This window comes from Cellulomonas sp. IC4_254, assembly GCF_011603975.1.
GTDB lineage: Bacteria > Actinomycetota > Actinomycetes > Actinomycetales > Cellulomonadaceae > Cellulomonas.
The window spans coordinates 1-13,113 of the sequence record NZ_JAANNB010000111.1; the positions used below are offsets into that span (position 1 = coordinate 1).

General features: G+C 75.3%; 5 protein-coding genes and 1 pseudogene. 2 read left to right on the plus strand and 4 right to left on the minus strand.

The window, feature by feature from the left end; all coding sequences use genetic code 11:
- Positions 1–53 precede the first annotated feature (53 nt).
- Positions 54–437: a phage holin family protein gene (locus tag G6556_RS11875; protein WP_166941544.1), complete on the plus strand. Its 384-nt coding sequence runs from the start codon at positions 54–56 to the stop codon at positions 435–437.
- 204 nt (positions 438–641) lie between these two features.
- Here G6556_RS11875 and G6556_RS11880 read toward each other — a convergent pair whose 3' ends face one another.
- The 4 genes and pseudogenes from G6556_RS11880 to G6556_RS11890 all read right to left on the minus strand — a co-directional run bounded on the left by G6556_RS11880 (position 642) and on the right by G6556_RS11890 (position 11,677).
- The gene (locus G6556_RS11880; RefSeq protein WP_166941546.1) at positions 642–1,220 is read right to left on the minus strand and encodes a hypothetical protein; all 579 of its coding nucleotides are present in this window, start codon (positions 1,218–1,220) and stop codon (positions 642–644) included.
- Positions 1,217–7,255, minus strand: coding sequence for an Ig-like domain-containing protein (locus G6556_RS11885; protein ID WP_240934430.1), 6,039 nt, complete (start codon positions 7,253–7,255; stop codon positions 1,217–1,219). Before G6556_RS11885 ends, G6556_RS11880 begins: the two co-directional genes overlap by 4 nt.
- A 282-nt stretch (positions 7,256–7,537) precedes the next feature.
- Positions 7,538–7,690: pseudogene (locus tag G6556_RS19940) on the minus strand (Ig-like domain-containing protein); the annotation flags it as partial.
- Positions 7,691–7,702: 12 nt separating this feature from the next.
- Positions 7,703–11,677 carry an invasin domain 3-containing protein gene (locus G6556_RS11890; RefSeq protein ID WP_166941550.1) on the minus strand — a complete coding sequence of 1,325 codons (3,975 nt, stop codon included), beginning with the start codon at positions 11,675–11,677 and terminating at the stop codon, positions 7,703–7,705.
- Between the two features lie 402 nt (positions 11,678–12,079).
- Here G6556_RS11890 and G6556_RS11895 point away from each other — a divergent pair.
- Positions 12,080–13,113, plus strand: a 1,034-nt coding sequence (locus tag G6556_RS11895) for a hypothetical protein (protein ID WP_166941552.1), incomplete at its 3' end; no start/stop codon positions are given.

Genomic DNA, 13,113 nt, shown 5'->3' on the forward strand with positions numbered 1-13,113 from the left:
CCCGCCGGGCGGAGGGGCTGCGCGGCGAGCGGGCTCGATGGCAGGATCGACGCATGAGCTTCGTGCTGCGGGTCCTGATCAGCGGCGTCGCCCTGTGGCTGGCCGAGGTGCTGCTGCCGGGCATCTCGATCGTCGGCGCCGACACGACGTGGGGCCGGCTCGGCGTGATCCTCGCCGTCGCGCTCGTCTTCGGCATCGTCAACGCGGTCGTCAAGCCGATCGTCAACATCATCTCGATCCCGCTGTACATCCTGACGCTGGGGCTGTTCACGCTCGTCGTCAACGCGCTCATGCTCATGCTCACCGCGTGGATCACCGAGCAGACCGACTGGGGCCTGCGGATCGACGACTTCGGCGACGCGTTCGTCGGCGCGCTGATCGTGTCGGTCGTGTCGTTCGCGCTGAGCGTCGCGATCCCGCGCAGCCGCGAGCGCTGACCTCCGCGTCGGCGCGGGCACGGCCGCGGAGGCGCCGGCACGGCTGAGCCGATCCGCCGGCACGGCTGAGCCGACCCGCCGGCACGGCTGAGCCGACCCGCCGGCACGGCTGAGCCGACCCGCCGGCACGACGGACGGGCCCGGACCACCGCGTGGTGGTCCGGGCCCGTCCTCGTGCGGGATCAGCCCGGGGCTGTTCGGCGGTCAGCCCCGAGGGGCCACCGTGTAGGTGACGACGGGGACCCCGCCCGACTCCTTGAGCACGACCGTCACCCCGAGGTCGGCCGACACGAGGGAGTACGACCGCACCCCGTCCCGCTCGACCTCACCGGTCCGGGTGAACGCCCCGTCCTCCAGCAGAGCGAGGGCCGCGTCCTGATCACCGGCACCCGCGACCTCCACGGTCGCGGTGTGGGCGCGGTCCCCGAGGGCCCGGGACTCCACGACGGTGCCGTCGGCCACGGTCACCGCGGCGGGGAAGCCCGCCGCGAGGGCGACCGCGTCGCGGACCTCCCGGTCCGACCTCGCACCGCCACCCAGGGCGGCGACGAGGACGAGGACCACGAGGACCGTCGTGCCGAGCCCCGCGGCGACCCACCCGAGCGGGCCGCGCGCCCACGCGCCCAGCGCGGCGAACCCGCGACGCCGGGGCGTGCTCTCCCCCGACGCGGCCCCCGTCGGGGATGCCACCGGTGTCCCGGCGGCGACGGGCACGTCGCCGCGCCGCTGGCGGGACGGTCCGGCGACCGGGGACCGCGTCCCCGGCTCGTCCATGTGGCTCATCGGGCCTCCTCCGTCCTCCGGCGCCGAACCGCGAGCAGCAGCCAGCCCGCACCGAGCAGGAGCAGCACCAGGACGACGCCGATCGCGACCTGCGCGCCGGTCACGGCCAGGACGCCGTCACCCGCCTCCTGCTGCTCCGGGTCGGAGCCCGGCTCCGGGGCGTCGGGGCCCGCTTCCGGGGCGACGGGTGCGACCTCCGGGGTCGGCGGCGCCGGGACGGCCACCACGACCGGCGTCGGGTCGGACACGTTGCCCGCGGGGTCGGTGACGACGACCTCGGCCGCGGCACCCTCCTCCAGCGGGGTGTCCGGGGTGAAGACCCAGGAGCCGTCGCCCTTGTCCTCCCACGTCCCGGGGATGAGCTCGCCGGTCTCCGGGTCACGGATCGACGGCGTGCTGCCCTCCTCGACACCCTCGACCTCGATGGTCTCGCCCGTGCTCGGCGGGACGACCGGCGCCGCGGGCGGCGTGGTGTCCACGACGACCGGGGTGGCGTCGGACTCGTTGCCGGCGGGGTCGGTCACGACCACCTCGACCGCGTCCTCCTCGGTCAGCGGGACGTCCGGGGTGAACGTCCACGACCCGTTCCCGTTGTCCTCCCACGTCCCGGGGACCTCGGCACCCGTCTCCGGGTCACGGATCGACGGGGTTGCGCCCTCCTCGACACCCTCGACCTCGACCTTGTCGCCCTGAGTGGGCGGCACGACCGGAGCCGGCGGCGGCGTGGTGTCCACGACCACCGGGGTGGCCTCGGACTCGTTACCCGCCGGGTCGGTGACCACGACCTCGACCGCGTCACCCTCCTCCAGCGGGACGTCCGGCGTGAACGTCCACGACCCGTTCCCGTTGTCCTCCCACGTCCCGGGGACGAGCTCGCCGGTCTCCGGGTCACGGATGGACGGGGTCGCCCCCGCCTCGGCACCCTCGACCTCGACGTTGTCACCCTGGGTGGGCGGCACGACCGGAGCCGGCGGCGGCGTCGTGTCGACCACGACCGGCGTGCCCTCGGACTCGTTGCCCGCGGGGTCGGTCACGACCACCTCGACGGCGTCCTCCTCGGTCAGCGGGGTCTCGGGCATGAAGGTCCACGACCCGTTCCCGTTGTCCTCCCACGTCCCGGGGACGAGCTCGCCGGTATCCGGGTCACGGATGGACGGCGTGCTGCCCTCCTCGACACCCTCGACCTCGACCACGACGCCCTGGGTGGGCGGCACGACCGGAGCCGGCGGCGGCGTGGTGTCCACAACCACCGGGGTGGCCTCGGACTCGTTGCCCGCGGGGTCGGTCACGACCACCTCGACCGCGTCCTCCTCGGTCAGCGGCGTCTCCGGGGTGAAGGTCCACGACCCGTCGCCCTTGTCCTCCCACGTGCCCGGCACCTCGGTGCCGGTCTCGGGGTCGCGGATGGACGGCGTGCTGCCCTCCTCGACACCCTCGACCTCGACCTTGTCACCCTGGGTGGGCGGCACGACCGGAGCCGGCGGCGGCGTCGTGTCGACCACGACCGGCGTGGCCTCGGACTCGTTGCCCGCGGGATCCGTCACGACCACCTCGACGGAGTCCTCCTCGGTCAGCGGGACGTCCGGGGTGAAGGTCCACGAACCCTCGCCCTTGTCCTCCCACGTCCCGGGCACCTCCGCACCGGTCTCGGGGTCGCGGATCGAGGGCGTGCTGCCCACCTCAACACCCTCGACCTCGACGACCACGCCCTGGGTGGGCGGCACCACCGGAGCCGGCGGCGGTGTGGTGTCCACGACCACCGGGGTGGCCTCGGACTCGTTGCCCGCGGGGTCGGTCACGACCACCTCGACGGCATCCTCCTCGGTCAGCGGCGTCTCCGGCGTGAAGGTCCACGACCCGTTCCCGTTGTCCTCCCACGTCCCGGGCACGAGCTCACCCGTCTCGGTGTCACGGATCGACGGGGTCGCCCCCTCCTCGACACCCTCGACCTCGACCTTGTCGCCCTGGGTGGGCGGCACGACCGGAGCCGGCGGCGGCGTCGTGTCGACCACGACGGCCACGGAGTCGGACTGGTTGCCGGTGGGGTCGGTCACGACCACCTCGACGGAGTCCTCCTCGGTCAGCGGCGTCTCGGGAGTGAAGGTCCAGGACCCGTCGCCGTTGTCCTCCCAGGTGCCCGGCACCTCGGCACCGGTCTCGGGGTCGCGGATGGACGGGGTCGCACCCTCCTCCACGCCCTCGACCTCGACGACCACGCCCTGCGTCGGCGGGACCACGGGCGCCGGCGGCGCGACGGAGTCCACCGTGACGAGGGACTGCGGGCCGGTGTTCCCGGCCTCGGTCACCGAGACGGCGCCGATGACGGTGTCGTGCTCCAGCGCCGGGACAAACGGGACCGTGAACCGGCCGTCCTCGTCGGCCACCACGCGGGCGACCTCCTCGCCCGACGGCTCCAGCGTCAGGACCACCGTCGAGCCGGGCTCCGCGGTCCCGGACACCGTCGAGCCGTTCGACGGGTCGAGGACCGGGGCACCCGGGACCGTGGCATCGACCACGACGGTCGCCGGGCCCGAGACGTTGCCGGCGGCGTCCGTGGCGACCGCGGTCACCTCGGTGCCGTGCTCCAGCGCGGGGTCGAAGGCGCAGTCGAACGCACCCGACACCTCATCGGCACGGACGGTGCACAGCACCCCGTCCGGACCGGTGAGGGTGACCAACGAGCCCGGCTCCGCCACACCCACGACGCGCGTGCCGTTGGACGGGTTGAGCGTCGGGGCGTCGGGCGCCGTGGTGTCGATGTCGACCACCGTGGCGTCGGACTCGTTGCCGGCCGGGTCGGTGACGACGACCTCGGCCGCGTCACCCTCCTCCAGCGGGGTCTCCGGGGTGAAGGTCCAGGACCCGTCGCCGTTGCCCTGCCACTCACCCGGGATCTCGGCGCCCGTCCCCGGGTCGCGGATGGACGGCGTCGCACCCTCCTCGACCCCCTCGACCTCGACCCTGTCGCCCGGGCTCGGCGGGACCACCGGCGCCGGCGGCGGGGTGGTGTCGACGACGACCGGGGTCGCGTCGGACTCGTTGCCCGCCGGGTCGGTGACGACCACCTCGGCCGCGTCACCCTCCTCCAGCGGGGTCTCCGGCGTGAAGGTCCACGACCCGTCGCCGTTGTCCTCCCACTCACCCGGGATCTCGGCACCCGTCTCAGGGTCGCGGATGGACGGGGTCGCGCCCTCCTCGACACCCTCGACCTCGACCCTGTCGCCCTGGGTGGGCGGCACGACCGGGGCGGGCGGCGGCGTGGTGTCCACGACCACCGGGGTGGCCTCGGACTCGTTGCCGGCCGGGTCGGTGACGACGACCTCGGCCGTGTCACCCTCCTCCAGCGGGGTCTCCGGGGTGAAGGTCCACGACCCGTCCCCGTTGTCCTCCCACTCACCGGGGAGCTCGGTCCCGGTCTCGGGGTCGCGGATCGACGGGGTCGCACCCTCCTCGACGCCCTCGACCTCGACCTTGTCGCCCTGGGTCGGCGGCACGACCGGAGCCGGCGGCGGCGTGGCGTCCACGACGACGGCGGCCGGGTCGGAGGTGAAGCCGTGCTCGTCGACGGCGACCACGACGACCAGGGCGCCGTCCTCGAGCGGCACGTCCGGCGTGAAGACGAAGGTGCCGTCCGGGCGAACCGTGGCGGTGCCGGGGATCGGGTCGCCGGCGGCGTCCGTGACCTCGACGTCCGCGCCGGGCTGGACCTGGCCGGTGACGGACGTGCCGTTCGACGGGTCGACGACCGGGGTCGCCGGCGTCGCCACGAACAGCACGGTCGCCGAGTCGACGGCCTGCGCGCCGTCGACCGTGAACGAGACCGTGGCCTCGCCCGCGGTCAGCGACGTCACGCGCGCCACGACGTCACCGGAGCGGGTCGACGGGCTGCCGACCGTGCCCAGGGTGCTGGTCACGACCACGTCGTGCGGGGCGGTGACGACGTTGCCGAACGCGTCGCGCAGGGTCACGACGACCACGCTCGCGTCGATGCCGTTCGCCTCGACCGGGGTCGTCGCCTCGACGGTCGACGTCTCCAGGGAGACCTCGCCGGCGACGAACACGAGCGTCTCGACGTCGCCGACCTGGTCGGCGCCCAGCATGACGGCGACGGGGTACTCCCCCGCGCGCTCGGCGGTCAGGCGCACCACGACCGTGCCGTCCGCACCCGACAGGTACGGGCCGGCCTCGCGGGCGGTGACGCCCTCGGGCAGCTCGAGGCCGATCTCAGCGCCCTCGACCGCGTTCCCGGTGGCGTCCCGGACCGTCACCTCAGCGGTGAAGTCCGCGCCGGCGGGCTGCGCGGTGCCGGGGGTGACCGTCCAGGAGGAGGTCGCCGCCGAGGCCGCGCCGCTGACGAACGTGATGGTGGCACCGCTGCCGGGCAGGTCGAGGCCCTCGACCTGGGCGGTCACCGCGTAGGTGCCCGCACGGGTGGAGGTCTTCTCCGAGGTCGCGAGACCGTCGGCGTCGGTCGCGAGGACCGGGTCGCCGACCTGCACCGGGTGCTCGGCGTCGAAGCCGACCTCGACGCCCGCCACGGGGTTGCCGTAGGCGTCGCGGACGGCCGCGGTCGCGCCGTGCGCCGCGGTGCCATCGGCCTCCACCTCACCGGGCGTGACGGTCAGCTCGGAGTGCTCGACCGACGGCGCGCCGGCGGTCCAGGTGACCTCGGTGCCGCTCCCGGGCACCGGCTCGCCGTCGATCAGCGCGTGCACGGTGAACGCGCCGGCGAGGGTCGACGTGAGCGAGGTGGTGGCCACGCCACCGTCGCCGGAGACCAGGACGGCCTCCGCGAGCAGCGGCTCGGTGACGACCTCGCCGTCCGCGTCCCGGACCTCGACCGTCACGGCGCTGCCGGGGACGGGGTTGCCGTTCCGGTCCTGCGTGACGACGGTGACCGTGTAGGTGCCGGCGTCGTCGCGGCCCACCGTGAGCGGGCCCTCGGGTGCGACGGCGAGCGTGGAGCCCGCCGCGCTGACGTCGAGCGCGGCGAACCGCACCTCCGCCGGGCTGCCGTTGCGCACGGGCTCGCCCGCGACGGTCGCCTCGACGGGGAAGGTCGTCGCCACCAGGGAGGTGACGTCGAGCGCCGCGATGCCGTCGTCGTCGGTCGCCACGGTGGCGGGACCGCCGTCGGCGACGTCGAGGCCGCTGGGCAGCTGGAACGCGACCTCGGTCCCGGGCACGGGGTTGCCGTGCGCGTCCCGCAGGGTCGCCGTGACGGTGTGCGTCGCGGCGCCGTCCGCCGGGACCTCGCCCGGGGTCGCGGCGAGCGCGGAGCCGCCGTCCTCGGCCAGGTCGGGTGCGCCCGCGGTCCACGTGCGCTGCACGCCCGGGAGCGTGAGCTCCGTGCCCCCGGACACGACCGTGGCCGACAGGGTCGCGGTGAGGGCGGTGGACGAGCCGATCGTCGCCGTGGCGACACCGTCCGCGTCGGACGTGGCGGCCCCGGGCACCCGGTCCGTGGCGGGGTTCGCCCGGACCTGGACGGACGCGCCGGGCACGGGGTTGTCGTGCGCGTCACGCAGGACCACTGTGCCGGTGAAGTCCGACTCGGGGCCGGTACCCGCGGTGAGCGGGCCCTCCGGGTCGACGGTGAACGACGAGCGCTCGACGTCGACCGCACCTGCGACGAATGTCACCGTGGCCGGCGCGCCGTTCTGGAGCGGCGCGCCGTCGACGGTGGCGGTGACCTCGTGGGTGCCCGCCCTCGTCGAGACGACGTCCAGGGTCGCCACGCCCGTGTCGTCCGTGGTGACCGTGGTCGCGCCGACGGCGACCAGGCCGTCCGCCGGCGCGAACGCGACCTCGGTGCCGGGGACGGGGTTGCCGAACCGGTCCGCGAGGGTGGCGGTGACGGTGTGCCGGTCGACCCCGTCGGCCGCACGGTCGCCACCGGTGGCGGTCAGGCGGGACTCGCCGTCCACGCCCAGGTCCGGGGCGTCGGCGACGAACTCCAGCGTGCGGGGCTCACCGATCCGGTCGGCGCCCACCGCGGCGGACACGACGTGCCCGCCGACGACGGCGGAGGTCATCCGCACGACGACGCGGCCGGTGTCGTCGGTGAGGTACGGGGCCTCCGCGAGGACCTGCACCTCGTCCGGGACGGTGAGCTCCACCGCGTGGCCCGCGCCGACGGCGTTGCCGTGGGCGTCGGCCAGCCGGACGGTCGCGGTGAACTCCGCGCCGACGGGCTGGGCGCCCGCCGGGTCGACCGTCCACTGCGAGCGGGCCGCGGACGGGGCGCCCGAGGTGAAGGTGACGGACGCGGGGCTGCCCTCGGTGACCGGGCTGCCGCCGAGCGTCGCGGTGACCTCGTGGGTACCGGCGACGGTCGACGCGACGAGCACGCGGTACGTGCCGTCGACCCCGGTGGTGCCCGAGGGGGCACCGTCGGTCAGGACGAGCTCGGCGGGCAGGTCGAGGTCGACCTGCGCACCGGCGACGGGGTTGCCGAACCGGTCGACGGCGGTGACCTCGACTCAGTGGGCCGCGATCCCGTCCGCCTCGACCTCGCCGGCAGCGGCCGCGATCGAGGACCCGCCCGGGCCGACGACCGGCTCGTCCGCGACGAACGTGAACGTCACGCCCTCGGCGGGCAGGACGGCGGCGCGGGCGACGGTCGCGGTGACCGTGTAGGTCCCGGCGACGGCGGCCGTGAGGTGCAGGCGGGCGACGCCGTCGGCACCGGTGGTGACGACCGTGCCGCCGAGCGGCACCAGGGCGTCGTCGTCGCGACCGAACGTGACGTCCACCCCGGGGACCCGGTTGCCGAACGCGTCGACGACGGTCACCTCGGCCGTGTGGACGTGGGCGGCGGAGTCGGGCGAGACGGCGGCCGGGTCGGCGACCGTGCGGTCACCGGTGGTCGCGGCGGTCAGGGCCGAGGCGCCCTCGCGCAGGTCGGGGGCCCCGGGGGCGAACACCGCGATGACGGTGCCGATGACGAGGTCGCCGTCGTGGGTGACGGTCACGGGCAGGTCGCCGGCGACGGTCGAGCTGACGAAGGCGGTGTAGATGCCGGCGGGGCCGGTCGGCGCGAACCGTCCGACGTCGAGCCCCTCCGGCCCGGAGCCCGCCAGCAGCCCGCCGGCTCCGTCGATGCCGTTGCCGTGCGCGTCGACGAGGGTCACCGTCACGAGGTGCGTGTGGTTGCCGTCGGCGGTGCGCGGGTCCTGGTCGTCGATCGTCACGGACGACCAGCCCTCGCCGGCCGCAGGGCCCGCGGCGTACACCGCCACGACCGTGCCGATGACGAGGTCGTCACCGTGCGTGATGGTGACGGCGTGCGACCCGGCGAGCGTCGAGGTCACGTCGGCGACGTAGACGCCGGGTGCCTCCGTCTCGGTGAAGGCGTGGACGGTGACCCGCTCGTGGCCGGAGCCGCCGAGGGCGTCGGCCGCGCCGGTCACGATGTTGCCGTACTCGTCCAGCAGCGTGACGGTGACGACGTGCGCGTCGACGTCGTCGGCCGTGCGCGGGTCGTCGTCGTCGATCGAGACCACGGACCGGGACTCGCCGATCACGACGGGCGGGCCCGCGAGGAAGACCGCGGTCTGCGGGGAGTCGGGGAGCTCGGTCGGCTGGCCGGCGACGCCCACGAACGCGCGGATCTCCGCCTCCTGCGCGACGGTCGACACGAACGTCGCGGTGTAGGTGCCGTCGCCGTTGTCGACGACCTCGGAGACGTGCACGCCGGCGGGGGCGGAGAAGGTGACCACCGCGCCGGGCTTCGGCTCGCCGGCGCCGTCGACGACGGTGACGGTCGCGACCGCGGTCTCGACGCCGTCGGCGATCACCGAGGCGATGTCGAACGTCCAGGTGGAGGCATCGGGGTCGGCCCCGGCCTCGAAGGTGTACTCGACGGTGACGTCGGCGCCGCGCGGGAGGGCCGAGCCGGGCACGGTGACCTCGCCGGTGGTGACGTCGACGGTCGCGCCCGGCACCTCGGCGCCGGTGAGCGTGTCGACCACGCGCAGGTCCTCGACCGCCCACCCGGCCGGGGCACGGTCGAGCGCGACACCCACGTCCTGGCCGACCGCGGACAGGGCGTGCGACGTGCCGGAGTAGGTCAGGGTGTCGGGGGCGGTCGGCCGCACGGAGCTCGTCGTCGCGGACGGCGCGGTGCTGGAGACCGGGCCCTCGAGCGCGAAGTCGAACGCGGCGTCGGCGACCTTGCCGGTGGTGGCGGCCGCGACGCGCACGACGGCGTTCGCCACGTGCACGCGGTGGTCCTCGACCTCGCCGCGGTTCACCCAGTGCTGGGTGTTCGCCGCGGCGGAGCCCGGGGCGGGCTGGTAGGCGCCGGAACGGTTGTCCGGCTCGGTGATGAGCGTGCTGCCGTCGAGCGCGACCGCGCGCAGCCAGGTGGCGGACAGGCCGCCGGCGGGGTCGGTCGACGGGACGGTGAGCGGGGCCAGCGCGTCGTCGGCGCCGGCGTAGCGGTACTGCTCGCGGGCCGTGCCGGCCTCGCCGGACGTCGCGGTGCTGCCGGTGCGGAAGTCGGACGGCGCGTTGGTGGCGGCGAGCCACGCGGACATCCGGGCGTTCTCGGCGCCCTCGCCGCGCAGCGCGCCGATCAGGTCGTACTCGGCGCCGACCGCGAGGACGGTGCCGCCGCCGGCGAGCGCGATGGGGCCGCGCGGGCCGGCGATCGCCACGCCGTCGTCGGTGGCGTGCGAGTCGTCGGAGGCGCCGTCGGTGGACGCGTCGCGGGTGTCGCCGAGACGCAGGAGGTCACCGTCGGGCTCGTGCAGGCGCGGGCCCTCCTGTGCGCGCGTCGAGGTGACGCCGGAGTCGCCCCACGACCCGGTGGCCGGGGCGTGCACGCCGAAGTCGGCGTCGGAGACCTCGTGGCCGGTGCCGACGACGACGGTCGTGAGGATCGGCATCGCGGACAGGTCCGCGACGGAGCCGACGTCGCCGAGGCTCGGGTCCGGGGCGGGCATGGGCACCTGGCCGGAGCAGGCGCCGGCGCCGTCCGTGATCGAGCCGTCGGAGCAGAGCGCGGTGACCCGGTTGACCGGGCCGCTGGACGACGCGGACGCGTACGTCTGGACGGCGTTGACCCCGTTCACCTGCGGCTGCACGAGCCGGACGTGGAACGTCGCGTCGGTCGAGTTGAGGATGAACGAGTAGTCGCCGGCACCACCGGTCTCGCGGGTGCCGAGCAGGGTGCCCGCATCGTCGTACAGGGCGATGGTCTGACCGGCGAGGCCGACCTCGCCCTCGTCGAGCACGCCGTTGCCGTTCGCGTCGTCGAACACCGTGCCCGCGAGGACGGGTGCGGTCTGGGCGGAGGCGAGGTCGAACCCGGTGCCCGAGTCGGTGATCGACTGCTGGACCCGCATCGAGATCGGGTCGACCCGGACCAGGTTGACGGCGCCCGTCGTCCCGTGGAAGTAGAGCTGGCCGTTGACGAACGCCATCCCGTAGACGTAGTTGCCCGTGGAGTAGTTGCCGCCCGTGCTGGACAGGACGCGACCGACGACGTTGTACTCCCACGGCTGACGGTGCTCACCGGGGACGACCCGGACGAGGAACGTGGCGTTCGCCGACTGCCGCACCAGCATGTAGGCGTTGCCGAGCGCGTCGATCGCCATGTCGGAGGCGATCTTGCCGTTGGTCGTGCAGCCGTCGCTGCTCCCGAAGATGTTGTCCTCCGGGGTCTGCGGCACCAGGCGAGCGGAGCCGCGCGACGTCCCCGTCTGCGGGTCGTAGATCCCCATCCGGCCCGAGCTGTTGATGCCCACGCACTCGCCCGGCGCGACGTAGATCTCGCCGGTCTGCTCGTAGACCTCGCCGCCGGACCAGTAGTTGTAGGACGTGCTCAGACCGCTCAGCACGGAGGGGATCGGGATGTAGTGGACCTGGCCGCTGGTCGAGCCCTCGTCGTAGGCCGCGACGGAGACGTAGCTCGTCGCCGGGGTCGGGGAGCCGGCGGGACGGTTCTGGTTCGCGGGGGCACCCCAGTACCAGCTGTAGAGACGCGGCGTCCTCGCGCCGTCGGGTCCGCCGCCGTCGATCGCCAGGGTGCTCATCGACTCGATCCGCAGGCGCGGGGTCTGCGTGCTGATCGAGTTCTGGCGACGTCCGTCCACCACGCCGTTGGGACCCGGCTCGCTCATGGGGTAGGTGAAGAACGAGTCCGTCGCGCCGCCGTAGAGCGCGTGCTCGTCGAGGACGAACGGCTGCGCCAGCCGCTGCGTGGTGCCCAGGTCGAGGATCGGCGTCTGGATCGCCGCCGCCGCGGCGGGCGCGAACGCGACCGAGCCGGCGAAGGTGCCCGCCGTGACCGCGAGCGCCGTGGCGCCCGCGAGCAGGCGACGCCCGACCGCCCGCAGTCGCGAGCGCCGGGTCTCCGGCGCTGCGGGCCGGACGGGTCGTCCGGCGAGCTCGGGGACGAACCGCTGCGGTCGCGGGGGTCCCATGTCGTGCGGCTGGGGACTTCTGGACATGGCGGACTCACCTCAGGGTGTGGGGTTGTCGACCGGTACCGCGGGCGGGTGGCCCGTGTCCGTTCGCGGGCGTCCATCTAAAGGAGCGCCCGCCGCGCACTGAGTGGCATCACCGGCCCACGCACCGACGACTGGGGGGTCGCGTGGGGCACATTGAGGGATGCCCTCGCGGTCACTGAGTGGCCGACGTGCGTACCTCACCGCGTCCCGATCACGGCGCCCCGGACCCGCCTGCCGAGGGGTCGGCCGCATCGGAGCAGGTCACGGCGTCGACGTCCCTCGATCGGACGAATCCACCCGCGCGCACGTGTTGCCAACGCCTGTCGGCCCTCTTAGCGTCGTCCGGGTCAGGGCCCGCCAGAGACGGTGTGGGCCCGCCAGGGAGACTCAGGGGGAGTCGCCATGACAGCGCGACCGGGTGCCGCACAGCGTGCGCGCTCGCTCGCGTCGCGATGGGTCCGTCGAGGCCTGTACGCGGCGGGCGGGCTGACGCTCGCCGGTGCTGCCGTGGTCGCGCTCGCCCCCGCCGCGTCCGCCGACGAGGCACCGCCCGCGTCCGGGTCCACCTCGCTGCTGGGCGAGGTCGGCGACCTGGTCGGGGCGGTCGCGCAGCCGGTGACGGAGCAGGTGGTCGCCCCCGTGGTGCAGGCCGTGCTGCCGCCGCCCGCGGCGACCCCGCCGCCCGCGCAGCCCGCCGCCCCGGTCCACCCGGCACCGGCTCCCGCCGCGGCCCACCACGGCTCCGCGGCACCCGCCGCCCAGGCAGCCCAGCACGCGGCCGACGTCGTCGCCTCGACGCCTGCCGTCACGACGCCCGCGGCCGACGCGCCCGGGCTCGTCGGCGCCGTGACCTCAGCCCTCGGTGACGGGGCCGTCGCGCCGGTCGTGGACGTGGCGTCGCCGCGGGTCGACGGCCTGGCCGACGGTGTCGTGACCCCCGTGGCGGACGTGGTGGAGCCGCTCGGACCCGTCCTGGCTCCGGCGACGACGGTCGTCGTGACCCCGGTGGCCGAGAGCGTGCTGGCCCCGGTGCTCAGCATCCTGACCCCGGTGCTCACCCCGCTCGCCCCGGCCCTCACGCCCGTGGTCGCCCCCGTGGTGACCGGCGTGGTGGACCCGGTGCTCGGCGGCGTCGGCGGGACGCCCGTCGGCGACGTCCTCGCCCCCGTGGTGGCCGTGCTGCGCCCCGTCACCGACGCCGTGGTCCCGCCGACCGTCACGCCCCCGACCGCGCCCGCGGCGCCCGGCACCTCCACCGACCCGGCGCACCTCGCGCCCGTGCTGCCCTGGACGGGCGCCGGGCTCGCCGTCGACGCCCCGTCGGGCACCGGCACCACCGCCGCGGCCACCGCCGCCCGCGTGGCCGACCCGGTCCTCCCGGCCGCCACCGGCGCCGACGACGCCGCCCGGTCCGCCTCCGCCCCGGTGGGCGGCGT